Here is a 25,877-nt window from a genome sequence, read left to right on the forward strand (position 1 = left end):
CCAAAAAAAGACCTTATTTCATGAGTGAAATTTTATGAGGGCTCTTTTGCTTTTTTACCCTATGTAACACAGGAACAGGTTTTTTCAAATTTCGATAAGTCTGCACGATAGTCACCAAGTTATTCACCGTCCAGTACAGAGATAAAGCAGAAGCAAAGTTATAGAAGAAAAAGAGAAAGAAAACGGGCATCCATTGAAAAACCTTTAGCTGCGGATTTTCCGAAGCCTGGGGAGTCATTCGAGACAATAGAATTTGGGTTCCTACCATTATCAAGGGTAATGGATTGATATCGAGACCAACAGATGGAATTCGGAAAATGGTATCGGGTTGAGTTAAATCCCGAATCCATAAAAACGATTGATTCCTTAATTCAACGGAGCCCTGAAGCATCGTATAAAACCCGATAAAAATGGGGACCTGAACAAGCATAGGTAAACAGCCCCCTACAGGATTTACTCCATATTCCCTGTAAAGTTTCATCATTTCAGCCTGCATTTTATCCGGCTGATCTTTGTAGCGAGCTTGCAACTCCTTCAGTTTAGGGGAAAGTGCCTGCATCGCTTTCATGTTCCTGTTAGCTTTTGACTGCAGGGGCCAAAAAATCCCTTTAAGAAGCAAAGTAAATAAAATTATATCTAGACCATAATTGGGAATAAAAGAATGAAAATGAACCATGCACCAAACCAAGGGTTTGACCACCCAGCCCCACATTCCATATTCCATGACCCTATCTATATGATCACCTAGTTTTTTGAGACGAGCATATTCTTTGGGTCCTCCATAAGTTTTAAACTGAACACTTAGAATAGAGTTGGGTTCAATGGACATTTCAGGAAAATAGGCCCATGCTTTAATGCCCACAGGTTTAATATTTTGCCCCTCCCGCTCAGAAGGAAATTGAGAAAGTTCAACCGGTACAGCTTCAACTTGAATGGGAGGAAGAGAGGAAGGAGGAGAAACTACAATAGTAAAATACTGGTTTTTTACGGCCACCCAACGCAAGGGTTCATTAGGGCTATCAATGACTGTTCGAGGCCCTCTCCAGTAGAACAATCCCAAAAAACCTGCAGCATTAAAATCAGGGAGGCCAATGCGTCCAAACCGGGCCCCTTTTAAAGTAAGCCAATTGACAGCCATGTTTTGCACGGCATCCTTGACATGAATGGGAGAGGCCAATCCCATATTTATCCTGTACTTAGGAAGAGTGATTGGCAAAGAGGATCTATTAATGAGCCGCTGTTCCATCATAATTTGGTAATCCTGGCTCAAAGAAAAAATTCTTTCTAGAGTAACCCCATTTGTTAGATTACGACGAAAGAAAACTTTTCCTTCTTTGCTTTCCGATTGATAGCCGCTCAAGTTATACTTGGCATCCCATCCAGAAAGATTGAGCAAAGGCTCTTCATCAAATCGATTTAGCAAAATGTTTTCTTTGCCGTTTGGTCCTCGAAAAAAATGTTCTTTAAGCTCGATATTTTGAATGCCTCCTCCCCAAGAAGTAAAAGATACACGTATTTTATCATTTTCTAGATAACTAATGATTTCTTTACCAAGGTCTGGGGATTTTTCGAAGGATTCTAAAGGACCAAGAGTTTGGCTCTCTTCTGGAGTTTTTGAAGATTGTTGATCGGGTGAAGTCTCTTCAGAAAACGTAGACTCAGCAGGTGCAGGTTGTTGCCTTACGTAGTGATATTCTACATATATCTGCCATGCTAAGAGTAATACGAGAGAGATTCCAAAACCGATCCAACCTTTCTTATCCATAACCACAAGATATGAATATTAACCTCTAAAGAAATAACAAAGATTTCCTTCTTCGTAAGATATTTACAAGAGATTTTTCTATTTTTATAAAATAAATTTGTTTGCTACCATAAATGAAAATCCCTTTTTCAAGGATTTGGCTGTTTGTTTACCCCTTTTATGCCTTTTAGTCCTAAATCTTTTGAATCCGGAACCGGATCCCATCCCTCTCCTCCCCAAGGATGACATCTTAGGATTCTTTGCAAGGAAAGAATTAATCCTCTTATTATGCCATGTTTTTGAACCGCCTCTCTACAATATTGAGAGCAGGTTGGATAATAACGACAAACTCCATACATTCCCAACGACTGGCGAAATGTACTGAGGCCATATCGATAAATATCCAAAAGAAAAAAAACTATTTTTTTCATATAATTTATTCCAAGGAAATCGCCTTTTTGCCCAGTTCTATCATATCCTTTTTCAACTCCTCAAATGAAGCTTTCAAAGCTTTTTCTTTGGCTATCCAACCAAAGGAAAAAGACGAAAGTTTAAAAGGCAGGTACTGCCGAAATATCTCCCTCATTCTTCTTTTAATCAAATTTCTTTGTGAAGAATTAATCACTTTTCTTGATACAGCAAAAAAGACAAGGGGAAAAGTTTTGTCCTCTCTAGGCAAAAGATAAAGTATAAAATAAGGAGAAGAAAACTTTTTTCCTTCGGAGAAAAAAAGAGAAATTTCCTTTTTCTTTTTAGCAATAAGTCTACGCGATAATCGATTGTTCAAAACCACTGGATTTCTAAAAACCATCTTATTAAATAAAAGTCTGGGTATGAAAATCATGAAGGAACATGGCGATTAAATTTTCTTTCGGTGTTTTTAGGAACCAAACGCCATCTACCCTTTTTTCTTCTCCTTTGTAATATTAATCGTCCAGTTCTTGTACGAGTACGTTTTAAAAACCCATATTGCCGCTTTCTTGTTCTTTTTGAAGGTTGAAAGGTCCTTTTCATATGTTCCCCCTACGGTCGGATTTGAAAGTTAAAAATGTAGTCTATAGAACTGATTGTGCGTTAACAAGCTCGAGCAGATGATTACCTAAAATTTTACCTACATCACGCAAACATTCTTTTTCATCACTCTCTGGTAAAAGAGCGAGTTCATTTTCCCCTTTTTCCAAGAAATTCATCGCTGTCTGAAGAGTTTTTTTGAGAATCCCTTCTTTTACAATCCAAAATTGAATTTTCCCCCAGTCAGCGGATACGCCGTTTTCGAAAATTTCCACAAGCGTTCTTTTTATCTCTTCCGACCCCTGTTGATAAAGATAAAGAATAGGTAAAGTTAATTTTCCTCCTCCCAAATCTGTCCCCAAGGTCTTGCCCACATTTTCTTCACTGCCAAAAAGATCTAAACAATCATCATATATTTGATAAGAAGATCCCAATGCCTGGCCAAATCTGCCAAGAGCTTCAGATATTGCGCTCGAAGCAGAATTAAGCCTTGCCGCCAGTTCACAGGGAATGCGAAAAAGTTCGCCCGTTTTCATCTGAATGATCTTTAAATATTCCTCTTCCAACAAGCTCCAATCAAATCTTCTACGGGTCTGAAGGATTTCCCCACTACAAACAACACATACTCCACTTGCGACACTCCTAATAATATCCGGATGCAACCGACAACATACTTTTAAGGCTTGGGCAAACAAACTATCACCAAGAAGAACCGAAATTTCAGTTCCCCACCTTGAAGTCACAGAAGGAAGTCCTCTGCGCATCGAAGCCCCATCAAGAATATCATCATGAACAAGAGTCGCTAAGTGAATCATCTCAATAACCACCGCTAAATAAAGATGATCCTCAGCTATTCCTCCACTGCCCTTTGCAGAAAGCAACACAAGAAGAGGCCTAATCCTTTTGCCTTCGCTGGCTAAAACATAGCGAAATAAAGAAGCAACTCCCGCATCAAATTCTTCAGCTTGGTTTAAAATTTCCCTGTCTATCCAAGCAAGATAATCTTTAAGCTGACCAGTCAAGCTTTGGAATATATCCGGTTTCGGTTTAACCTGATCTTTAATTATAGTCATCTTAGCATCATTACTGCGGTCATTATCATTTCCTCCAGTCATAGACACCACGCTATCCCTACTTTCTAAAGCTCTTTAGTAAATAACTCCCTTGGTTTTTTCTTTTAGAAAAAAACCAAATGTCAATTTTCTTTTTTCTGTAAGGTTAGCTAGAGAAGCAGTGATTTCAAAGCTTCTTTTAGTACTCTTACAGTTCAGATTGTTGCATTGGAGGAATCTTTGCACGCCTCGATCATGGCATCGAGCGCTTTTCTGAATTCTTCCAACCCGGGGGCAGGAATAATAATTGCATCCCTTCTTCCTCGCACATCTTCAGTAATACGAAGAAACCTACCCCTTCCATTCTCTTTAAGATCAAAGAAGAAGTTCTTTCTTTCTACAGTAATCTTTTCACTCTTAATGTTTTTTTGCTCGCCATCCATTTCTAGAACTCCTCGCTGGTTTTTAGAGTAACTTTTGAAAGGTCTATTTGTCAAATCCTCGTTTTACATCATCTAATAAAACCGTTTATACTTTGCCTTTTCTGTTGGGTTGTGCAAAATATTTTTTATGTTTTAAGGAAAATCTATTCATTGTGACTAAACAAAAATCATATTTAAGAGGTTTTCTTTTTTTATCCTTCGCCATTCATTTGGCGATAACTTTATTTCTTGGATCAGGAGTTTTGAATCGGTTTTTTCCCCAGACTCCTCCCCATGATCCTCCTCCGCCAACTTTAACTATGCTTGAAATGGTTCAACCTGAAAGCTTTATACCTACCGAAGAATGGCAAAAGACCACTCATCCTGATCCCAATGCTCTGCTTCAATCGGATAGATCAACTTCGTTAAGGAGCCAGGAAACACCTCAAAACCCTAACTCCCCTCTCCCTCAGCTTTCCGGAGATCCCCGCTCATCAATGAGTTATGTTGATGTTCCTTCCTCAAGGCCTTCTCCTCCAAGACCGAGTGGAAAATATACTCCAGCCCAAAAAGCATCCCCGGCTCATAGGCAAATGCAAACTGAAAATCCTCAAACTCCCTCTCCAACTCCAAAAACAGAAGTTCAAAAACAAAATCAAAACCAGCAACAAAAAGCAAATCAATCCCTAAAAGAAGCTGTCCAACAGCCATCTAAAGCTGAAGAAAAAAAAGATGAAAACGCAAAAGAAGAAAATCCCGCTAAGTCACTCGAAAAGCTCCTCAAAGAGATCAACAATCCCACAGAGGAATATCTGAAAAAAGACGATCCCAATGGTGATCCTCTTATGCCTTTTCAAAATAAATCACCAAAAACCCCAACAAAGAATGAAGCTAAAGAAGCCTCTAAAAACAGCCCTTCTCAATCCCAACCCCAAAACAATCCTTCTGCAAACGCGTCAGATCGTCCTGAACCTGCCTCTCAACCCTCTCCTCCTCCCGCTCCTCCCCCTTCCCCTGAATCTTTTGAAAGGCATCGGATGCAAATAGCAGGAGGAAGAACAGCTGAACTTGGTCCTGTTTCACCTTCGGCAAGAGAAACCGAACTTGGCCGTTATAAGGCAAGGCTTTATCGCGCCATCGGCTCCAGGTGGTATCTAGAAGTAGAGCAAAGCATGGGTCTTCTTGCCATTGGCTCTGTTAGAGTAAGGTTTTACGTTCAATCCGATGGGACAGTGAGTAGCCTACAAGTTATTAGTGAAGAAGGCATAACCGAAGTATTGCGGACAATTTCCCTCGATTCTATTAGACTGTCTGCGCCTTTTGGGCCCTTTTCAGAAGAAATGAAAGGACAAATTGGCAATGGATTTTGGGAAGAAATTACCTTCACCATTTACTAATAAAAGAACATTGGTATTTTTTTGAATAATATGGGTTAGTATAAGGAAAGAGTCTATGGTTATTGCGACTAGCTTGAATTGGAATCAGATTTCATCTTATTTTGCGATAAAAAATTTTATAGAAGGTAGTGGGCTGTTCATATACCCGGTCATTCTTTGTTCTATTGTGGGACTGGCAATCATTCTCGAAAGGGCCTATGCTTTACGAAGATCTAAAATTATACCCAAAAAGCTGGTCAAGGCGATCGAAGAACTCGGTTGGGGAGAAAACCCCGAGCACATAGAAAAACTTTGCCAGGATCAAAAGTCGACTTTAAGCCGGCTTGTTTATCTCTGTCTTCAAAACATGACTTGGTCGAAATACGAAAATTCAGAAACTCTCCAAGTCAAGGCCCGTGCTGAAATTGCCCAACTAGAAAAAGGACTTGTCATTCTTGAAATAATCGTAGGTATCGGCCCATTGCTCGGTCTGCTAGGTACACTTTCTGGACTAATCACAATTTTTGGCAACGTCGGGACCCATGGCATGGCCACTCAAGGAGCAGCTATCGCCCATGGTATTTCAGAAGCACTGCATACCACTCTTGCTGGCTTGGGTATAGCTGTTCCCTGCTTGATCGCCCATAGTCTTTTTAGTCGAAAAGTAGAAGCCTATGCAGTTGAAATGGAAACGATCTGTTCAGAGCTCCTGGCAAAAATTTATACTGAAGCACCATCTCCAGATGTTAACTATTAATCTATTCTTTGATAAAATAGGCCAGATGTGATCAATTAATTATGGAATTTAGACCGAAAAGCAACCGCAAGCCTTTGATCAATCTCGTATCTTTAATCGACATCCTATCCATAGTTCTACTCTTTTTCGTTGTGACTACTACTTTTCAAAGAGAAGAACCCGCTGTAAAAATTGATCTACCTAAATCGGTGCGATCAAAACCCATAAGAGCAGATCTGCCTAAAATTATTTTCGTTACTGAAGATAAAAAGATCTTTTTAGATAATAACCCAGTGGAACCGGACAAGCTGGGTGAGATTCTAAAGAAAACAATTTCTGAAAACCCAAATGCCAAAATTGCTCTCAAAGCGAGCAAAAATGCTCCCTTCGAAATCATAATTCAAGTTATGGATGCAGTTAAATTTGCAGGAATTCCAAACTTACCTACATTTACTGCAGAAGAGGACAAAAAACCTTAAAAAAACAATATCTTTACTCTTATGGTATTAAACATTGTTTTGTACGATCATCCTATTTTAAGAAAAAAAGGAAAACCTATCGACTCATTCAATGATCAGTTAAAACGACTGGTCTCAGACATGCTTGAAACAATGGCTTTTCATAAAGGAGTAGGTTTGGCAGCTCAACAAATCGGTCAAGCCCTACAGCTGGCGGTAATCGATGTGAGCGAATCTAAAATTCCTTCTTCCTTGCTCATCGAGGGGAAACCTGTTCCCATCGAAGAACATATGCCTCTTTTTCTTATAAATCCTACCTTAAGTTGTACTCGATCCAAGGAGTTGAGCAACGAAGGCTGTTTAAGTTTTCCTGGATTAAGAATAGATGTTCCTCGGTCGAAGCGAGTAAAGCTAAAAACATTCGACTTGGAAGGCAAGCCCTTGGCTTTGGAAGCGGGAGGATTTCTTGCCATAGCCATACAGCATGAGTTTGATCATCTCCAAGGGAAGCTTTTCATCGATTACCTATCTCCCGAAAAGAAAAAGGCGATCAAAGAAGAACTCGAAAAAATAAAAAGGGCAGAACCCTCCCTTTTTGCCAAAGAAAACGCTTAGGCTTGTTTTGTTGTATCCCAAAGAATTGCACGAATGGGGATTATGGTCTCTTCCTGTTTTGGTTGTAATGTGGGCAGCTTATAGATGTTGACTATCTTTGTCTTTTTACAATAAAGAAAGGCAAAAAAGCTTAATTATAGCTCACATTTCTTGGCCCACAAAGCTAAAAACTGCAACAGTTATGCAATCAGGCTGAATTTTTGTTGCTCTGATTTAAAAAATTTTTACTTCGTATAAACTCTAAAAGTTCCTTCCCTCCAAAATCAGCCAGAACCTCATTCCCCCATTCCATAGTGGGAGCTCGGGATTGCCCTGAAATCATCCTCATTCTTTGGTAAGCTTCCTTATCTCTTAATACATCAATGCGTTCGTAAGTAATATGCAACTGATTTAACAGTTGCTCGACCTCTTCACACCACGGACAACCCTCCTTAATATAAAGAATGAGCTTTTTTTCATCCATAATGGTCAACTCAAATTTTTGGTTTAGCCTGGTTAACTGCCCATAACTCTTTCTAGGGCTTTATCCAAAGGAAGTTGCAATCCACAATAAAAAGAACCGAATTCAGCAAATTGAGCACTTACAGGATCAAATCGCATTTCATAAACAATCGACTTAATATCAAAAGGATCTTTTGCATATAGACTTACTGCCCATTCCCAATCATCTAATCCAGTAGATCCTGAAATATACTGAACAACTTTACCACTATACTTTCTGCCCACAGCTGCATGTCCTTTCATTAACTCTTTTCTTTCTTTAAACCCAAGGGCATACCAGTTCTGACCGTTTTCTCTTTTTTTCCTCATTGGATAAAAAGAAAAAAAAGGATAATCGGCTAATGTAGGATAGAGTCGAACAGTCGTATAATATTCTCGATTTTTTTCAAAAGAGATCATTTTTTCTTTAAATTCTTCAGATCCAGGACTGAGGCCCGAAGAAATTAACTCCTGCTCAAATTCATCTCTTGTTGTAGTGTATTCAGATTTCTCTGTCATAGAAAAAAAAGAAAAATGAAGATTCCATCCATCGCTGCCAAATTCCCTTACGAGCTTTTTTTCAATCTCTTGCATCAGGTTTAATTCCGGACCTAGGATCATAAAACCGATATCGCAATGGCAAAGCATGCAGAAGGTAGCGACTTGAAATTTTTCCTGTTTTCTGATATTTTCAATAAAAGAAATTATCTCTTTTTTGAAATTTGCATTGTGAGGACAGTCTTTTCTTTTCCAATGATCTATAGAAAAGAAAAGGTGAACTACAAAAAGACCTTCTTTGGGTTTTATTGCTTCCATTACAAATGCTCCTTTTAGGTTTTTCGGTTAAAAAAGAAATCCATGATGCATCACTTTTATCGAATGGAGATTATTTTGAGCAAAAAATATTTTTTAAAAGTATCATCTAATAAATCTAATAAACGAAACGCAATCGGGCAAAACCTAGAATGAATACAAAATATAATGGCCATTCTTCCCCTTCAAGCGAACTTTCAGAAAAAAATCGAATGGAATCACCGACCCTGCGTTCCCATTCTTTGAGCGAAGCCTTGAAATGCTTCAAACAAAAGACTCAACTCCCTGCCCATTCCTCTCCAGCTCCTGCTGCCCTTCCGATGGTTCAATCGCTTCGACTCTCATCTCCTTCTTCTTCAACTCAGCTCATTCCTAAGGGAGCCGCTTCCACTAACGCAGGCAATGAAGCTCTCATTAAATCTGTCCAACTGGTTAAGGAATATGGAGGCAGAAAAGTGGTTAATGGGGTAGACCTTGTAGTCAATCGGGGTGAAATCGTTGGTCTCCTAGGACCCAATGGAGCGGGTAAAACTACTACTTTTTACATGCTTATTGGCCTTATTACTCCCACCAAAGGAAAAGTGTTTTTTGAAAATGAGGACATCACCAACATGCCGATGTATAAAAGGGCCCGAAAAGGGCTTGGCTACCTGCCCCAGGAAGATTCCGTATTTAGAAAACTTACGGTTGAAGAAAATCTCATGGCTATACTTGAATTTCTGGACATCTCTAAAGCAGAAAGACAGCGTAGGCTTGATGAACTTATTCATGATTTCGGTCTGGACAAAGTAAAAAAAACACTCGCTATGTCCTTAAGTGGGGGTGAAAAAAGAAGGCTTTCAATCGCCAGAGCTTTAACAACTTCCCCTTCGATTTTGCTCCTTGATGAACCTTTTAGTGGGGTTGACCCTCTGGCCGTTTATGATCTCCAACAACTTGTTTTGAGTTTAAAACAAAGAGGTGTCAGTGTTCTCATTACTGATCATAACGTCAGAGAAACCCTTTCTATTGTTGACCGCGCTTATCTCATCTATGAAGGTAAAGTTATGAGTCATGGGACCAGTGAATTTTTAATCAACGATCCGGTTACCCGTGAACTTTACCTTGGGCCTCGATTCAGCATGTAAAATCTTTAAGATTACCCTTTCTCAACAAAAAGTTCTCCCCCCTTTCCTGTTAATTTGTTAAGGTTTTTGAGTAAAAACGGGTATTATTCTGAAAAAATTCAGATTTTAGAAAAAACTTCGAAGAGATTTTGTCCAAGCATCTTCGGTTAAAATATTTTATTTTATAAAACTGACAAAGATTGGAAATATGCAATGATACCTTACGAAATAGAGCTCAACGAAGAACAAAAAAAAGCGGTCACAGCCCCCTTGGGTCCTATCCTTGTTATTGCTGGAGCTGGAAGCGGTAAAACACGGACTTTGACTTACCGCGTAGCTTACTTGATTGAAAAGGGTATAAAACCCGAGCGGATAATCTTAGCCACTTTTACTAACAAGGCTGCAAAGGAGATGCTCAGCCGCGTAGAACGACTGGTCAAAGCCGATACGACAAGAATTTGGGGGGGAACATTTCATCATCTTTGCAACAAAATTTTAAGATATCATGCTAACGAGATCGGTTTTGGGCAAAATTTTACAATTATTGATCGTGAAGATTCGATCCATCTGCTTGCCGATTGCATCAATCAACTCAATCTTAAAAATAGCAGCAAGTTTTTCCCCTCTCCTGAAGCCTTGATAGAGGTATTTTCACTATCAATTAACAAAGCAAAACCTGTTTGGAGAATTATAGAAGAATCCTTTTCTCACTTTTCTGTCTTTTGTGAAGAGATATCTAAACTGCAGAGTTTTTACATTGAACGGAAAAGAAAATCTTTGATTTTTGATTATGATGACCTGCTCTTTTATACCGTCAAGCTTTTCCAAGAAAAAGAGAAGATCTTGAAATTTTACCAATGCTATTTCGAATATATTCTTGTTGATGAATACCAGGATACGAGTCGAATCCAAGCTGAATTTATTGATCTGATCGGAAAGAGTCATCAAAGAGTGATGGCTGTGGGTGACGATGCCCAAAGTATATACTCATGGAGAGGGGCAGAAATCGAAAATATGCTGAGTTTTCCCAAGAGGTATCCTGCAAGTCTTATAATAAACATAAAAACAAACTATCGTTGCACGCCTGAGATTTTAGCTTTAGCTAACGCAGCTATTGAAGGAAACCGATTCCAGTTTCCCAAGGAATTAAAAGCGGCCAGACAAAGCTTGCAAAAAGCTAAACCAGAGCTGCTCTTATGCTCTTCAGCTATAGTTCAATCACAAGCCATTGCTGAAATCATCCAAGATTTCAGGGACCAGGGAATAGATCCCAAAGAAATAGCCATTCTTTACAGGGCGCATTTCCATGCTATAGAAATACAACTTGAACTCACCCATAGAAAAATCCCTTTTGAAATCACCAGTGGCATCCGCTTTTTCGAACAAGCCCATATCAAGGATATCTGTTCTTTCTTGCGCTTTTTCGTCAATCCTTACGATGAAACCGCTTTTAAGAGAATTGTAAAAATGTTTGCTGGAATAGGCCCAAAAACAGTATCCAAATTATGGGATCAATACCTATCCTCTACTACTTCCCTTGAAAAACTCTCCCCACCGAAGGCAGCAGAACAACCGTGGATGAATTGGCTAGATATTCATAAGGCACTTGCTTTTCCAGAGCTTGCTAATAAACCCTCAAAACAACTGGAGAAAATCCTCTATGGGTTTTATTCTGAATATTTAAAGGTTCTTTATGAGGGTTACCAAAGAAGACTTGAAGATATCGAAGGACTGATTAGCTTTGCCGCTGATTTTAACTCAACAGAAGATTTTCTTTCTCAAATTTCTTTGCTTACAGGAGTTGATACAGCCCATGAGGAAAAAAATGGGGTGCGGCTCAGTACGATTCATCAGGCAAAGGGGTTAGAATGGAAGGTCGTATTCATAATCATGCTTTGTGAAGGACTTTTTCCTTCAAATTATTCTTTAAATTATCCCCATCTGCTTGAAGAAGAAAGAAGGTTATTTTATGTTGCCGCTACACGAGCAAAAGATAGACTATTTTTATGTTACCCTGCCCGTAGATCTTTTAACAACCGTCAACTCAGTTGCTTGCCTTCCCGTTTTCTTGAAGAACTTCCCCAACAGCTTGTAGTAAAAACAAAAGTACAAAAGTTCTTATGAGCAGCAATTTTGTTCATCTTCACCTCCATTCCGATTACAGCCTTCTGGATGCATCAGCAAGGATTAAAGACATTGTCGGCAAAGCCAAAGAGCTGGGGATGGCTGCTGTTGCTCTGACCGATCATGGCAATCTCTATGGAACTATTGAATTCTACAAGGCCTGTGTCAGTCAAAATATCAAGCCCATCATTGGATGTGAAGCTTACATTACTCCCGGGAGCCGCTTTGATAGAAAAGGGAACAGGACCCCTATTTATCACATGACCTTACTGGCTAAAAACAACCAAGGCTACAAAAATCTTTTGAGACTTATATCTCTAGCCCACCTAGAGGGATTTTACTATAAGCCAAGGATTGACATTGATCTTCTTAAAGAATATGGGAGGGGTCTTATTGGCACCAGTGGGTGTATGAATGGAGCGATTCCACAAAAAATACTTGAAGGAGACTTGAAAACCGCAAGGAAGATCGCTGAAGAACTCAGTCAGATCTTTGAACCGGACTGTTTTTATCTTGAAATTCAAAATCATGGTCTAAAAGAAGAAAAAGAAATCAGAGAGGTGCTTGCTGATTTTGCCCAAAGCATGGGGTTACCCTTAGTGGCGACCAACGATGTCCATTATATAGAACAAGAGGACGCCCAGTTTCATGATGTTTTACTTTGCATAGGGACTGCCAGTCAAATTCATGACACTAAAAGAAAGAAATATCCTTGTTCAGAGTTTTTCTTTAAGACCCCTCAACAGATGGCTGAACTGTTCAAGGAATATCCCCAGGCAGTAGAAAATACCTTGAACATTGCGAATAGCTGCGATGTCACCATTGAACTCGGCAAAAACCATTATCCTACTTACAACCCACCTCCCCCCTATAAATCTCAAGAAGAATATTTAAGAAAGCTGTGTTACGAAGGACTTCAAAAAAGATACGCTCCCAACATCAATGAAAAAATCAAAGAAAGACTGGAATATGAACTTTCCGTGATTGAAAAGACCGGTTTTTCAAGTTATTTCCTTATCGTTTGGGATTTCATCCATTATGCCAAAAAAGAAGGTATTCCCGTCGGTCCGGGAAGAGGCAGCGCTGCAGGCAGTCTTACGGCCTACGTTTTAGAAATAACCGATATCGATCCACTCAAGTACGGCTTGGTCTTTGAAAGATTTTTAAATCCTCAAAGGGTTTCTCCACCAGATATCGACATCGACTTTTGTTATAACCGCCGGTCCGAGGTCATCGATTATGTAAGGAAAAAATATGGAGAATATTCTGTAGCTCAAATTATAACTTTCGGTACTCTTGGAGCAAAGATGGCGGTCAGAGATGTCGGCCGAGTCCTGGGGTTGAGTTACCAAGAGGCGGACCGAATAGCCAAGATGATTCCTGCTGATCCTCAAGTGACTTTAGAAAAATCCAGAGAACTCAATCCTCTTTTAGACGAACTTTGGACCAACGATCCCCAAAGCAGGGAAGTCCTTAATATCGCAACAAAACTCGAAGGGCTAACAAGACAAGCTGGAGTTCATGCTGCCGGGGTGGTGATTTCAGAAGGTGAACTTCTTAACTTCATTCCCCTAACCCGGGGTGAACAGGGTGAAATTGTAACTCAATGGTCGATGGAACCTATCGCTGAAATTGGACTGTTGAAAATGGATTTCTTGGGGCTAAAAACCCTTACAGTCATTTCTGAATGCTTGGATCTTATAAAAGAAAAAAAGAATATCCAGTTAGATCCAAGGCAGTTTCCTCTGGATGATAAAAAAACTTACGAGCTTTTAGGCCGAGGACACACCATCGGCGTGTTCCAACTGGAATCTGCAGGAATGGTTGATCTTGCCAAAAAGCTTAAGCCCGGAAATATCGAAGATATCATCGCCCTGGTTGCCCTTTATAGACCAGGACCAATGGAAAACATTCCTGCCTATGCTGACAGAAAACTAGGCAAAGTTCCCATTACCTATGACCACCCACTTTTAGAACCTATTCTCAAAGATACTTATGGGGTAATGATCTATCAAGAGCAGGTTATGCAAGCCGCAAACGTTCTTGCTGGCTATTCGCTGGGAGATTCTGATCTGCTGAGAAGGGCAATGGGGAAAAAAAAGCCGGAGGAAATGCGAAAGCAAAGAGACCAATTTATTAAGGGTTGCAAGGAAAAAAATGGTATTCCAGAAGATAAAGCGATCCAGATTTTTGAAACCTTAGAAAAGTTTGCGGGCTACGGTTTTAATAAAGCTCACAGTGCTTGTTATGGTTATCTTGCTTATATAACCGCCTATTTAAAAGCTAACTACCCCGTTTTTTACCTTTGTACTCTTTTATCCAATGAATCGGGGGATGCTGAAAAAATAGAGTTGCTTGTATCCGAATGCAGAAGAATGGGTATTGCCGTATTACCTCCCGACATATCAAAAAGCGATGTTCGGTTTTCAGTCGAAAATGGGTCTATCCGGTGGGGACTCTCTGCAATCAAAAACGTCGGAGAAGCTGCAGCAAAAGCAATTGTCGAGTTAAGGGAAAAAAAGGGAAGCTATCAATCTTTGTTCGATTTATGCTTCGGTATTGGAGGAAGAATTATAAACAAGAAAATCCTGGAGAGTTTAATTAAATCGGGGGCCTGCGACAGCCTTGGGAGAAGCCGAAAAGAATTATTAGAGAAATTGCCTTCAATCTTATCGGCAGGAAGCAGATCTTCTAAAGAAAGATCAACTGGCCAACAAAACCTTTTTGAGGAGCAGAGTTTTATTTATTCTACCGACCAGCAACCCGTCGAGAATTTTGAAGATTACCCTCTCCACATTCGTCTCCAGTGGGAAAAAGAATTTCTAGGTACCTATTTGAGCAGTCAGCCTTTGGACGAATGGATCCCATGGATAAATCTTTTCCAGAATGTCCCTATCTGCGCCTTAAAAGAACAAGCTGACAGCAGTCGGATCTATCTTCCCGGAATGATTACCCATATAGAGAAAAAAACAGCCCAGAAATCCAAAAAACCTTATTTTAAATTGATACTTGAAGATCAAACGGGTCAGATTGAAGTCATCCTTTTCAAGGATGACCTTCCTCCTTCTCTACTCGATCAATGGACAACCACAGCATTCGTGGTAGATGGACATCTAAGCTCTAGAGATAACGATGTATCGATTCGGGCAGAGCACATTTATACGATTGAGCAAGCCTTGCAATCCTTGACCGCTTCGCTCCTTTTAACTATAAAAGAAGAAAAGTGGGAAGCTGATTCTTGGCAGAAACTGCATAAGCTTTTTTTGGAACACCCTGGTAATATTCCCGCTCAGTTTCGTTGTATAAAAAAGGATGGAACCGTTTATACCATCGAAGTGACAAAAGAATTCTACGTCAATCTTTCCATCACTTTTTTAAAAAGACTTCTTTCTGTCTTGACCCTGGACTCCATTAGCTTGCAGTTAAAAAAGCCGCAATATAACTCCTTTTCTAGAAATAAAATTCAATAGCCCAATGAATGCCCAAAGAATAACCTTAAGAGTTTCAACTCCAAGTAGAAATTATTTCGTGCATATAGCAAAGGGAATACTTAGGGACAGCGGTTTACTTGCACAACAACTCGGGCTCGAAAAAAGGATAGCCCTCATATTTGATGAAGCTGTTAAAGCCTACGCTACAAAAATAGTTGATTCTTTAAAAGCTTATGGTTACGAAGCCAAGCTTTTGGCTATAGCTTCTGGAGAAGGCTCAAAAAGTTTTAAGACTGTTGAAATGATCGTTACAGCCCTTTCGGAAATGGAACTGGATCGCAAAAGTACTATTATAGCTTTAGGTGGGGGTGTACTTGGAGACGTTGCCGGCTTTGCGGCTTCCATTTTTCTTAGAGGGATATCTTTTGTTCTCGTACCCACTACACTTCTAGCCATGGTTGACAGTGCAATTGGAGGCAAAACCGGTATAAACCTACCTCAAGGGAAAAATCTCATCGGCTCCTTTCACCAGCCCCTTGAGGTATGGATTGATCCAACCGTTTTGGATACACTTTCTGCTCGACTCATCAGCGCAGGAATGGCCGAAATCATTAAATATGGCATGATTCACGACCAAGCTCTTTTGGAAGAAATCGAGAAAAAAGACAAAGCTGACTTGCTCTACTTGATTAAGAGAAGCGTGGAGATAAAAGCTGAAATCGTAGGGGCTGATGAAAAAGAAAAAACGGGGAAAAGAGCTCTTCTTAATTTTGGGCATACCCTTGGCCACGCCCTGGAGGCGGCCAACGGATATAAAGATTTGCTCCATGGTGAAGCCGTTGCCATCGGGATGCATGGGGCTTGTTTACTTTCTAACCGGCTCCTTTCTTTCCCTGAAACAGCTATTGAAAGATTGAAGAAAATTCTACGCCTTTATTCTCTTCCGCTTAAGGCCCAAGGCCTTTCCCAACGGGATATCCTAGATGCTCTTAAATTAGACAAAAAAAGAGACAGGGGAACCAATGCATGGGTTCTTCTCAAAAACATCGGCTTACCCATAATAAGCAAAGAAATCACAAAAGAAGATGTCGATTGGCTCCTAAAAGAAATTTTGGATTAACACCAATATTTTTCAGGCCTGCTGCTCTTATGGCCATTTCAAGAATGCGGCTACTCTATCCTTCGGTTTATATTGACATCAGCTATAGGATCAAAAATAAAGACAAAAATAATCTAAGCTTTTGGTAAAATGCCCCTCTTTTTTTATTTTTCATAAAAGGACAACTTCCTCAAAGATAGCCGATCGCTCTTGTCTTGATATGAATAAGAAACCTAAGCCCATAGGAAATACAAACCAGATTACCTAATTGCCAATGCCAGAAACGTTGTCATTTCAGGTTGTGCTTTAGGTACCGAGACTCAAGCTATCTTAGAGTCATTGCAGTCGGAGGAAAATTCTTTCGCGACCATGGGATTAGGCATTTACAACTGCTATCCTTCACAAATTTTAGAGCTCTTAGAAAAGATCATTTCAATGAGCTTGATTATATACAAATTTCGGTTGGGCACAGCACATCCAGCCATTTTACTTTTACTGTAAGCAACAGGATAATAAGTGGCCTTTCTTCTGAAGTCATTATCATGGAAAGAGCCCAAGGAAAAGAGCTTTCTAAATAAGAACTTCTTGTTTACAAATCTTTAAGTATCAAAGAAACATTCCTTGACAAGCCTGTAGAAAAAAAACAGATTTTTCTGCCTCTGTGCTTTTTCCTATTCTGATCTGCTTAGAAACGAAAAAAAAACATCCCTCAACCCCCTATCAAGGGTTATATACAGGGATAGGATGAGACAAAAAGGCAAACAAAGTCTAGCTTAGGATTTACTCAAGAGAGCAACTTGTTAAAAATGCTTTTGTACATAACAATACTTAACATAAAAAAAAGTGTAGTTCTCCATGGCCAAAACATTAGTGATTGCTGAAAAACCGAGCGTGGCACAAGATATTGCTGATGCTCTAGGCGGTTTTCCCAAGGGAAGAAAAGATATTTATGAAAATGACCAGATGGTTATAAGCTCGGCAGTTGGGCATGTCGTCGAACTTTGTCTTCCTGCAGAGATGGACAGCCGCCATAAGCAATGGTCTTTATCTAACCTACCGATACTGCCTGTTTCATTTTCCCTCAAACCTATAGAAAAATCCAAAGCAAGACTTAATCTTCTGCTTTCTCTTCTTCACAGGCAGGACATAGATCTTATTATTAACGCTTGTGATGCGGGAAGAGAAGGAGAACTGGTTTTTCGCTATCTCATTCGATATGCAAACGTCAACAAACCTATCAAAAGGCTATGGTTACAATCGATGACCAAGGATGCCATTATCGAGGCTTTTAAAAATTTAAGGCCCCTTAGCGAAGTAGAGGGTTTAGCTCGTGCTGCGGTTTCGAGATCTGAGAGTGACTGGCTCATTGGAATAAACGGCACTAGGGCTCTTACCGCTCTTCATTCCCACTCCAAAGGTTTTAGGCTTACTTCGGTAGGAAGGGTTCAAACCCCTACGCTAGCGATCGTTGTCGAGAGAGAAAAAGAAATTCTTAGCTTTCAACCTAAACCTTACTGGGAAATCATAGGAACGTTTCTCTCTAAGCAGGGAGAATACAAGGGAAAATGGTTCTTGAAAGATTCATCCGAAGGGGAAGCAAACCATCCTGAAAGGATAGAGGATGAAGAACAATGTCAAAAAATCATTGAAAAATGTTTAAACAAAGAGGGTATTGTCACCGAAGAAAAAAAGGTTTCTTTGCAATCTCCTCCCCTTCTTTATGATCTAACAACCCTTCAAAGGGAAGCAAACAATCGTTTTGGCTTCAGCGCCCAAAGAACTTTACAGATTGCTCAATCCTTATATGAAAATCATAAACTCATCACCTATCCTAGAACCGACTCTAAATACCTTCCCGAAGACTACGTCCTTAGAGTAAAGGAAGTCTTAAAAAGCCTTTCCCATAGTTCTTTTGACTCTTTTAGCCAAGAGATTCTTTCCCATAATTGGGTGCAGCCTAGTAATAAGATTTTTAACAACCAAAAAGTTTCCGATCATTTTGCCATCATACCAACGACAAACAGGCCTTCCGGCATCGATAAAAGCGAAGAAAAGATCTATCAGTTAATTGTCAGAAGATTTTTGGCAGCTTTTTATCCACCCGCTCAATGGGATGTAACCAAAAGGATCACTGTAATCGAAAAAGAAAACTTTAAAAGTGAGGGCAAAACCCTTAGATCAGCTGGCTGGTTAAAAGTCTACAGAGACATTCAATCCTCTGAAAACAGAGAAGAAGACTTGCTCTGTCCCATCGAACAGGGAGAAAGAGTTTTAAACAAGGCCCTGGAAAAAATTGCTAAGGAAACGAAACCTCCTGCCCACTTTACGGAAGCCACCCTTCTTTCAGCTATGGAAAGTGCGGGCAAGCTCGTAGAGGATGAAACACTCAGAGAGGCGATGGCCAAGAAAGGGCTAGGAACCCCCGCAACAAGAGCAGGCATTATAGAGGGACTCATAGAAGACGGTTACATGAGAAGACATAACGGCAAAGAGCTCATTGCCACCCCAAAAGCATTTGCCCTGATTGAACTGCTCTCTGCTGCAAACATCCAAACCTTAAGATCAGCGGAACTGACGGGAGAGTGGGAATATAAACTTCAATTGATGGAAAAAGAGAAATATCCCCAAGAAAAATTTATGGAGGAGATTTACCAACTTACCGCTTCAATCGTGGATAAGGCCAAGTCCCTAGGATCGATCAACAATCTTAAAAAGCCTCTGCCCATTGTCTCCCCACAAGGTAGCACAATTGAAGAAACCCTCTACGAATACAAATCCGTAGATAATGCTTTTCATATTAAAAAATACATTGCGGGTAGACCCCTATTTCCCACTGAACTAGGAACACTCATCATTCAAAAAGAAATCGGACCTTTGAGAGGGTTCTATAACAAAAAAGGCGATCCTTTCAATGCTTCTTTGAGACTTGAAGATGATAAGGGGACCCTAAGGTTTGTATTCGAAAAAAACGGGGCCAAAGAAGAAAATGAGCAAATTATTTCCAAAGAACCCCTTGGTAGTTGTCCCCTGGATAATGCTCCCGTTGTTGAGGCTCAAGGATACTACGGCTGTTCCAATTATTTTTTAGCTGATAACAATGGTAACAAATGCAGTTTTAAAATAAACAAAACGATTTTAGGACAAGAAATTTCAAGAGAGGAGATGATCAAGCTTCTTCAAGAGAAAAAGACCTCTCTACTCACCCATTTTCAATCCAAGAAAAAGAAAAAAAACTTTTCTGCCTATATTGTTTTAAAAGATAATGGAAAGCTTGGCTTCGAGTTTCCGGTTAGAAAAACAAAAAAGGAAGGGGTCATTTCTGAAGACAAAAAGGGAAAGAAAGAAAAAGCAAGACCAGTGAAGAAAAACTCTCGAAGCAAAAAAACAGGCTCCAGCAGAAAATCAAAAAAATGAGAACTGTGAAAGTGTGACTGACCCTTAATGATATTTGGAAAAGAGAGAAACATTTAATTTAACCTCTTATATACAGTGTATCTCAAAACAAGATTTTAGGCATTTTTAAAAACTAATTAGCGGAAAACCTATGAACACGGATACAGAAAACATAGATCTCTACGTGGAATATTGGAATGCTGCCAATTACCTTGCTGCAGCACAGTTTTATTTAAAAGAAAATCCACTTTTACGGGTACCTTTAAAACCCGAACATCTTAAACCTCGAATCCGTGGGCACTGGGGATCTGCTCCTGGTCTTAACCTCATTTATGTCCAACTTAACCGCCTAATTCAGAAAACAAAAGCACAGTTCCTTTTCATAACGGGTCCTGGGCATTGTTCATCAGCCATCCTTGCCAACCTCTATCTTGAGGGAACTTATACCGAATTTTATCCTGAAGTTTCTCAAGATATAGACGGTCTTACCCTATTTTGCAGGCAATTTTCTTCTCCTGGAGGAGTGCCCAGTCACTTGAGCGCGATGACACCCGGGTCGATTCATGAGGGGGGAGAACTGGGCTATTCCCTTTTGCATGCTTTTGGTGCAGCCTTTGATCATCCCCAGCTTATCGTTGCTGCCGTGGTCAGTGATGGAGAAGCCGAAACGGGTCCTCTTGCAGCAAGCTGGCAATCAATCAACTTCCTCAATCCATTAAGAGATGGAGCTGTCCTTCCAATCTTTCATGTGAACGATGGGAAGCTTTCTGGTCCAACGATTTTCGGCAGGATGGAAGACAAGGACATCGCGATGTTTTTTTCTGGCTTGGGATATGACCCTTTGTTTGTTTGTGGTGATGACCCTCAAAAAGTCCATGCGGATCTTTTTAAAGCTTTAGACCAATCCTATCTGGCTATCCGACAAATTCAAGCGGAGGCAAAAGAAAAAGGGCTAAAAGCAAAGCCTAAATGGCCCATGATCGTACTAAGAACTCCTGATGGGTGGACGGGCCCAAAAGAAGTGGATGGAGTACGTATAGAAGGGACTTACCGTTCTCATCGAAGCCCACTTATGGATGCTCGAGAAAACCCAGATCATTTAAAAATTTTGGAATCCTGGCTTAAAAGCTACCGTCCTGAAAAGCTTTTTGATGAAAAGGGAAAGTTAAGAGAAGATCTTTTAGCTCTTGCTCCTAAAGGTCATCTTCGGATGGGAGCAAGTCCCTATGCTAATGGAGGGAGCCTGCTTGTAGATCTCGCTTTGCCCGACTTCACAGAATATAGAGTACCTGTCAAACAACCGGGAACTTCCGTTTCTGAACCTACGCATGTTCTAGGGAAATACATCCGAGATGTGATCCGAAGAAATCCAAAAAATTTTCGAATATTTTGTCCAGATGAAACCGACTCAAACCGGCTATCTGCTGTATTTGAAGTGACATCCCGTTGTTTTGTTTCCAAGATCTTTCCCGATGACGACTATCTTTCCCCCGATGGCCGGGTAATGGAAATTTTAAGTGAACACTGCTGTCAAGGATGGCTTGAGGGTTATTTATTCAGCGGAAGGCATGGGTTGCTAGTTTCTTACGAAGCTTTTGCCATGATCCTTGATTCTATGGCTAGCCAACATGCCAAATGGCTAAAACTCTACAGAGAGATACCTTGGAGAAAACCTGTAGCTTCTCTCAATTATCTTTTATCTTCTCATGTTTGGCGACAGGAATATGATGGCTATACTCACCAGGGTCCAGGATTTATCGACACCTTAATCAATAAAAAAGGCAACGTAATCAGGATTTATCTGCCAGCGGATACCAATACTTTACTTGCAGTCATGGACCACTGCTTAAGAAGTAGGAATTACATTAATCTGGTCATTGCAGAAAAACAACCTTCTCTGGATTGGTTAGACATGGATGAAGCCCGAGCTCATTGTGCAAGGGGAGCCTCAACCTGGTTATGGGCAAGCAACGACAACGGCAAACCAGATATTGTTCTTGGATGTGCTGGCGATGTGCCTACATTGGAAACAGTTGCTGCATCATGGCTTCTACAAAAGTATTTTCCTGAACTTAAAGTACGGGTTGTCAACGTTGTTGACCTTATGATCCTTTCTCCTCCAGCCTATCATCCCCATGGCATCGATGAACAAAATTTTATTAATCTTTTTACTACTTCTCAACCTGTGCTTTTTGCCTTTCATGGATATCCAAGAATGATCCATGACCTCATTCATGGAAGACCTAATCCTGCTCGATTCCATGTTCGTGGCTATCAAGAAGAGGGAACAACAACCACCTCTTTCGACATGGTTGTCTTAAACAAGATCAGCAGATATAATCTGGCTATTGATGCTATAAAATATGCCCTTAAATCTGTTCCCCACCTGCGAACAAAAGGAGAAGAGCTTATAGGTTTCTTTGAAAGAAAGATTGTCGAACATTCAACGTTTGTCCGGACACATCTTGACGACATGCCCGAAATAAAAAACTGGACATGGTCTAATCCAATTACCAGCTGATAGAGAATAAATAAGCTCTATTCTTTTTTTAATTTTTTAATTTTGGATGCCCATACAAAGAAGCTAACAAAAAAATAAAGAATAGCGCAGAACCGAAACGTATCATCAACAGCTAAAATATAACTTCTTTGGCTTACCAAATAAGCGTATTCTTTCAAAGCCTGTAAAGAATCTAAGCCTAGCTCTCTAAGTCTCTGAAGGAATTCCATAACTGAGGGATCAAACAAACTACGGGTTTCTACTAACCGACTTTGCTGGAAAGCCGTGCGATGTTCAAGAAGGGTTCCCAGAAGCCCAGCTCCTACGGTAAAAGAAAAGGTTCTTAACAGAATACTCCAGTTAATTGCTATTTGTTGATGACGGGGAGAAAGTCCTTCAATGACCATGCGGTTAAGAGGAGGCAAAATCCCCACCATCCCTCCCAAAAAGAGTTGTGAAACCAAAACGGATTGAACGAAATAAGATCTTCGATTAAAAAAATCGTAAGTACTAGTCATGTAACAAAAAAGGGCGAGCAAGGCAAAACAAAAGCTTGCTATAGGCCTGGGATCGGAACGATTGGATAAGTAAACGGATAAAGGATAAAGAATAGGCAGGCACACTAGCATCGGAATCAGAGGCAAAGAAGACAGAAAAGAGCTGTAGCCGATTTCTTGAAGAGCTCCAATCAGAATGGAAAAAGCTCCATAAAGGGCACCAAAAGAAAGAGGCCCTATTAAATTGGCGATTAAAAAATTAGACATTAAAAGAAGACGCACATCAAAAAAAGGTTTCTTTTCACCCAGTTCCCAAACAAAAAAATAGATTAAAGAAGCCACACCAATAAAAAACAACACGTTAATGAACAAAGAGTTATACCAATCCTCATCTTGACCTCTGGATGCAAGGGTTTGAAACGAAATAAAACAGAGAGTGATCAACAAAAAACCCACCCCATCGAAAGGAATTTTTCTTTTTTCCTCTTCTTTTTTGCCTAAGAGAGCCCAGAGAAAAGCCAACCCCAGGGAATGCAAAAGGACATTTAGAGTAAAATACTCTCTCCAGTTCCAATGACTTTCTTGTATTAAAGCTCCAAAGGATGGTCCAAACCCAAAAGTAGTCATAAGAAGAAAGCCAAACAAGCTGGTAACAAAGGGCCATTTATTTATGGGATAGAAATCCATCAGGACGTATTGACAAAGCATCATTACAGCCCCGACGGCCAAACCTAGGAAGAATCTGATTAAAAGAAAGAGATAAAAATCTTCCCCTATAGCCATGACCAAGTTGCTTAAAATAAGAATAACGATTGCGCTGTAAAGGGAACGCACTTTACCAAGAGATTGAGAAAGCCATGGACTTATAAACATGCCCAACCCTCGGCCAACAAAAAAAATGGTTGAAGTCCATGAGGCATGACTAGGACTTTGAGCCAACTCACCCACAGCATGCCTGTTTAGAACCGCATAGCTTGAGGAGCTGTAAGTGGCTAACAGAAATTCCATCGCTAACAGAAGATGAATAGCAAAAAAGAAAACTTTTTGTAATAAAGAGCTTACAGGAAATAACGGAGAAGAAATCTTCATAAAATATATTTATCATTTATTTTAGAATTTTAAATATGACTACATAATATATTTTATTAACCTATCTTATTTGTTTTTCTTACATGAATCAGAATAAATAATTTTTTTGAATATTAAATAAATATAATTTTTAAGATATTAAAAAAATAAATAATAAGAAAGCATAATAATATATTGATTAATTTAATAATACTCCAGAGAAAAATTAAAAAATTCATCTAGAAAAATCTTTAAATTCAGAAATAAAATTAATAGTTTAAAAAAAAGATTTAGTATTTAGAAGATTCTTTAAAGAAATGCCTCTAGAACCAAAAAAGAAACTTAGACAATCTCTTCTTATTCTTTTACAAGGGATTTTAAGCATCGAATTTCTCTTAGGAACATATAGCCCACCTGCTTATGCTACTTTTAATCTTTATCCTTCAGGAGATTTGGGCGTAAGCCCCAGCCATGCTTCCTGGATTTCCACCATTTATTTTGCAGGCCAAGCATTTGGGCTATTTCTTGGTCCCTGGTTCGATCGATTTTTAGGAAGAGTGAGGGCTCTTTTTTTTGCAATCAGTTTTTTTGCCCTTTTTGATTTTCTTGTTGCCGTTAGTTCTGATTACTACTTATCTCTCTTTTTTCGGTTGCTTTTGGGCATCGCTGGGGGAAGCACCATGACTCTCTGCCAGCTTAATCTTCTAGATTATTATCCAATCAATCGCTGGCCTTTCATCACCGCTTATTTTGGTTTTCTCCAAGTTTCTGTTTTTGGATTTGGCCCTGTGTTAGGAGGATTCATCAACGAATATTTCGGCTGGAGAGCCTATTTCCTGACCAGTTTTTCTTTACATGTCATCTGTGGGCTTATCGCAAGTTGGATTATTCTTTTTCTCTCGGATCAACACCCAGAGCATGAAACCAAAGAGGTTTACTTTGATTGGGTGGGCTTTATTCTTATCCTTTTTGCTGCTCTCTGTTTCCAAACAATCGTTACTCGAGGTCAAGATGAAGACTGGTACAACTCAACTTTCATCGATCTTCTTTTTATTTTTGGTTCGGTCTCCCTTGTCTATTTCATAGTTTGGGAAATAGGTGAAAAAAAACCTTTCATTAATATCAAGCTTTTTTTAAAACCCACTTTTATCATTTCTGCCATAATCGCCCCTGTTACCTTTGCGATAGTTTACGGACTTTTTTCAACCCTGGTTTTCAATTTGCAGCTGCTCAAAAACGCTACCAATTTCTCTTCGTTTCAAGCTGGATTAGCCATGGCTCCCCTTCTTTTTTTTCTGCCCTTTCTCTATCCTTCCTCTGTTTTTTTATCTCAACGAATTGATCCTCGGCTCATTGCTTCTATTCTTTTAACTCTGCTTGGCATTTTCTGCTACTGGACAGGATATTATGACTTTTTCAGAAAAAGAGCCTTTTTCGATCAATTTTTTAACCAATACATTCTTCTGACGCAGGTGCTCAATGGAGCTTATGTGGGACTCGTAGCTCCACTCAATGCGATCGGTATTCATGGGTTATCAAAAAAAAATCAGGAATCCGCTATCAATTCAGTTATCCTTTTGCGGACCTATTTCCTTACTTGGGGCGGTGGTCTGCTAGGAACCATGGTTATGGAACACCGGAGGGATTTTCAACAAACAAGACTTGTTGAAACATTTTCTGGGCAAAACCCCGAAAGCATGCAATTTATCTCTTCCTTGCATCAGTTGGGTCTCAATGATCTGCAAATACATTCCAAATTGGTCGAACAAGCCGCTAATCACTCGGTTATCCTTGCCTTAAATGATACTTATCGACTTTGCAGTTGGATTTATTTCTTCTTAGCACTTCTTGTTTGGTTGCCCTCGCTAAAAAAGGCTGAAAGATATTTTTCTTAACATTTTCTATCATGACTATTGAAAATGATTTCCACTCACATTGAAAGAGTTCTAATA

General features: G+C 39.7%; 21 protein-coding genes. 12 read left to right on the forward strand and 9 right to left on the reverse strand.

Annotation, left to right across the window (positions count from 1 at the left end; translation table 11 throughout):
* Positions 1-13 precede the first annotated feature (13 nt).
* The 6 genes from yidC to IT6_RS02020 all read right to left on the reverse strand — a co-directional run bounded on the left by yidC (position 14) and on the right by IT6_RS02020 (position 4,250).
* Positions 14-1,765 (reverse strand): membrane protein insertase YidC, encoded by a 1,752-nt coding sequence (gene yidC / locus IT6_RS01995; protein WP_206827230.1) that lies wholly within the window; start codon positions 1,763-1,765, stop codon positions 14-16.
* A gap of 128 nt (positions 1,766-1,893) precedes the next feature.
* Positions 1,894-2,175, reverse strand: a complete 282-nt coding sequence (gene yidD, locus IT6_RS02000) for a membrane protein insertion efficiency factor YidD (protein ID WP_206827232.1) — start codon at positions 2,173-2,175, stop codon at positions 1,894-1,896.
* A gap of 5 nt (positions 2,176-2,180) precedes the next feature.
* Positions 2,181-2,555, reverse strand: coding sequence for a ribonuclease P protein component (rnpA, locus tag IT6_RS02005; RefSeq protein ID WP_242524292.1), 375 nt, complete (start codon positions 2,553-2,555; stop codon positions 2,181-2,183).
* Between the two features lie 29 nt (positions 2,556-2,584).
* A complete protein-coding gene (gene rpmH / locus IT6_RS02010; protein ID WP_134440514.1) occupies positions 2,585-2,758 on the reverse strand; it encodes a 50S ribosomal protein L34 in 174 nt (57 codons plus the stop codon).
* A gap of 41 nt (positions 2,759-2,799) precedes the next feature.
* On the reverse strand, positions 2,800-3,870 hold the full coding sequence (locus IT6_RS02015; RefSeq protein WP_134440515.1) for a polyprenyl synthetase family protein: 1,071 nt from the start codon (positions 3,868-3,870) through the stop codon (positions 2,800-2,802).
* A gap of 152 nt (positions 3,871-4,022) precedes the next feature.
* On the reverse strand, positions 4,023-4,250 hold the full coding sequence (locus tag IT6_RS02020) for a PUR family DNA/RNA-binding protein (protein ID WP_134440516.1): 228 nt from the start codon (positions 4,248-4,250) through the stop codon (positions 4,023-4,025).
* 152 nt (positions 4,251-4,402) lie between these two features.
* Between IT6_RS02020 and IT6_RS02025 the strand changes: the two genes are divergently transcribed.
* From IT6_RS02025 to def, 4 genes are read left to right on the forward strand one after another with little or no spacing between them, the layout of a single operon-like run.
* Entirely contained in the window at positions 4,403-5,626 is a 1,224-nt protein-coding gene (locus IT6_RS02025) for a hypothetical protein (RefSeq protein ID WP_242524293.1), read from the forward strand.
* Between the two features lie 55 nt (positions 5,627-5,681).
* Complete coding sequence (locus IT6_RS02030; protein WP_206827236.1) at positions 5,682-6,362, forward strand: MotA/TolQ/ExbB proton channel family protein; 681 nt, start codon at positions 5,682-5,684, stop codon at positions 6,360-6,362.
* A gap of 41 nt (positions 6,363-6,403) precedes the next feature.
* On the forward strand, positions 6,404-6,820 hold the full coding sequence (locus tag IT6_RS02035; RefSeq protein WP_134440518.1) for an ExbD/TolR family protein: 417 nt from the start codon (positions 6,404-6,406) through the stop codon (positions 6,818-6,820).
* 21 nt (positions 6,821-6,841) lie between these two features.
* Entirely contained in the window at positions 6,842-7,414 is a 573-nt protein-coding gene (gene def / locus IT6_RS02040; protein ID WP_134440519.1) for a peptide deformylase, read from the forward strand.
* Between the two features lie 187 nt (positions 7,415-7,601).
* Here the strand turns inward: def and IT6_RS02045 are convergent, their stop codons facing one another.
* Both IT6_RS02045 and IT6_RS02050 read right to left on the reverse strand, forming a co-directional pair.
* Positions 7,602-7,877: a glutaredoxin family protein gene (locus IT6_RS02045; protein WP_134440520.1), complete on the reverse strand. Its 276-nt coding sequence runs from the start codon at positions 7,875-7,877 to the stop codon at positions 7,602-7,604.
* Between the two features lie 32 nt (positions 7,878-7,909).
* The gene (locus IT6_RS02050; protein WP_206827238.1) at positions 7,910-8,710 is read right to left on the reverse strand and encodes a chlorite dismutase family protein; all 801 of its coding nucleotides are present in this window, start codon (positions 8,708-8,710) and stop codon (positions 7,910-7,912) included.
* 452 nt (positions 8,711-9,162) lie between these two features.
* Here IT6_RS02050 and lptB point away from each other — a divergent pair, with 452 nt between their 5' ends.
* From lptB to IT6_RS02085, 7 genes are all read left to right on the forward strand, one after another.
* Complete coding sequence (gene lptB / locus IT6_RS02055; protein ID WP_390881581.1) at positions 9,163-9,834, forward strand: LPS export ABC transporter ATP-binding protein; 672 nt, start codon at positions 9,163-9,165, stop codon at positions 9,832-9,834.
* A 192-nt stretch (positions 9,835-10,026) separates the two neighbouring features.
* Positions 10,027-11,937: an ATP-dependent helicase gene (locus tag IT6_RS02060; protein ID WP_206827242.1), complete on the forward strand. Its 1,911-nt coding sequence runs from the start codon at positions 10,027-10,029 to the stop codon at positions 11,935-11,937.
* The gene (gene dnaE, locus IT6_RS02065) at positions 11,934-15,407 is read left to right on the forward strand and encodes a DNA polymerase III subunit alpha (RefSeq protein ID WP_134440523.1); all 3,474 of its coding nucleotides are present in this window, start codon (positions 11,934-11,936) and stop codon (positions 15,405-15,407) included. The genes IT6_RS02060 and dnaE overlap by 4 nt, the downstream gene beginning before the upstream one ends.
* Before the next feature lie 4 nt (positions 15,408-15,411).
* The gene (gene aroB, locus IT6_RS02070; RefSeq protein ID WP_206827244.1) at positions 15,412-16,488 is read left to right on the forward strand and encodes a 3-dehydroquinate synthase; all 1,077 of its coding nucleotides are present in this window, start codon (positions 15,412-15,414) and stop codon (positions 16,486-16,488) included.
* 306 nt (positions 16,489-16,794) lie between these two features.
* Positions 16,795-16,968, forward strand: coding sequence for a hypothetical protein (locus tag IT6_RS10585; protein ID WP_390881582.1), 174 nt, complete (start codon positions 16,795-16,797; stop codon positions 16,966-16,968).
* A 354-nt stretch (positions 16,969-17,322) separates the two neighbouring features.
* Positions 17,323-19,881: a DNA topoisomerase 3 gene (locus IT6_RS02080; RefSeq protein ID WP_134440525.1), complete on the forward strand. Its 2,559-nt coding sequence runs from the start codon at positions 17,323-17,325 to the stop codon at positions 19,879-19,881.
* Between the two features lie 130 nt (positions 19,882-20,011).
* Positions 20,012-22,381: a phosphoketolase family protein gene (locus IT6_RS02085; protein WP_134440526.1), complete on the forward strand. Its 2,370-nt coding sequence runs from the start codon at positions 20,012-20,014 to the stop codon at positions 22,379-22,381.
* Positions 22,382-22,398: 17 nt separating this feature from the next.
* On the opposite strand, the gene IT6_RS02090 is transcribed toward IT6_RS02085, so the two are convergent.
* Positions 22,399-23,946, reverse strand: coding sequence for an MFS transporter (locus IT6_RS02090; protein ID WP_206827246.1), 1,548 nt, complete (start codon positions 23,944-23,946; stop codon positions 22,399-22,401).
* Positions 23,947-24,242: 296 nt separating this feature from the next.
* Between IT6_RS02090 and IT6_RS02095 the strand changes: the two genes are divergently transcribed.
* Positions 24,243-25,820, forward strand: coding sequence for an MFS transporter (locus tag IT6_RS02095; protein WP_206827249.1), 1,578 nt, complete (start codon positions 24,243-24,245; stop codon positions 25,818-25,820).
* The last annotated feature ends 57 nt before the right edge of the window (positions 25,821-25,877 follow it).

It is taken from the genome of Methylacidiphilum caldifontis (genome assembly GCF_017310505.1).
GTDB classification, from domain to species: domain Bacteria; phylum Verrucomicrobiota; class Verrucomicrobiia; order Methylacidiphilales; family Methylacidiphilaceae; genus Methylacidiphilum; species Methylacidiphilum caldifontis.

Coding starts and splice junctions, on each gene's coding strand:
- IT6_RS02020 (WP_134440516.1), bottom strand. CDS start 4,250: ATGGATGGCGAGCAAAAAAACATTAAGAGTGAAAAGATTACTGTAGAA.
- def (WP_134440519.1), top strand. CDS start 6,842: ATGGTATTAAACATTGTTTTGTACGATCATCCTATTTTAAGAAAAAAA.
- IT6_RS02085 (WP_134440526.1), top strand. CDS start 20,012: ATGAACACGGATACAGAAAACATAGATCTCTACGTGGAATATTGGAAT.
- IT6_RS02095 (WP_206827249.1), top strand. CDS start 24,243: ATGCCTCTAGAACCAAAAAAGAAACTTAGACAATCTCTTCTTATTCTT.
- IT6_RS02050 (WP_206827238.1), bottom strand. CDS start 8,710: ATGGAAGCAATAAAACCCAAAGAAGGTCTTTTTGTAGTTCACCTTTTC.
- IT6_RS02060 (WP_206827242.1), top strand. CDS start 10,027: ATGATACCTTACGAAATAGAGCTCAACGAAGAACAAAAAAAAGCGGTC.
- IT6_RS02045 (WP_134440520.1), bottom strand. CDS start 7,877: ATGGATGAAAAAAAGCTCATTCTTTATATTAAGGAGGGTTGTCCGTGG.
- aroB (WP_206827244.1), top strand. CDS start 15,412: ATGAATGCCCAAAGAATAACCTTAAGAGTTTCAACTCCAAGTAGAAAT.
- rpmH (WP_134440514.1), bottom strand. CDS start 2,758: ATGAAAAGGACCTTTCAACCTTCAAAAAGAACAAGAAAGCGGCAATAT.
- IT6_RS02080 (WP_134440525.1), top strand. CDS start 17,323: ATGGCCAAAACATTAGTGATTGCTGAAAAACCGAGCGTGGCACAAGAT.
- yidC (WP_206827230.1), bottom strand. CDS start 1,765: ATGGATAAGAAAGGTTGGATCGGTTTTGGAATCTCTCTCGTATTACTC.
- IT6_RS02030 (WP_206827236.1), top strand. CDS start 5,682: ATGGTTATTGCGACTAGCTTGAATTGGAATCAGATTTCATCTTATTTT.
- IT6_RS02035 (WP_134440518.1), top strand. CDS start 6,404: ATGGAATTTAGACCGAAAAGCAACCGCAAGCCTTTGATCAATCTCGTA.
- dnaE (WP_134440523.1), top strand. CDS start 11,934: ATGAGCAGCAATTTTGTTCATCTTCACCTCCATTCCGATTACAGCCTT.
- IT6_RS02015 (WP_134440515.1), bottom strand. CDS start 3,870: ATGACTGGAGGAAATGATAATGACCGCAGTAATGATGCTAAGATGACT.
- rnpA (WP_242524292.1), bottom strand. CDS start 2,555: ATGGTTTTTAGAAATCCAGTGGTTTTGAACAATCGATTATCGCGTAGA.
- yidD (WP_206827232.1), bottom strand. CDS start 2,175: ATGAAAAAAATAGTTTTTTTTCTTTTGGATATTTATCGATATGGCCTC.
- IT6_RS02090 (WP_206827246.1), bottom strand. CDS start 23,946: ATGAAGATTTCTTCTCCGTTATTTCCTGTAAGCTCTTTATTACAAAAA.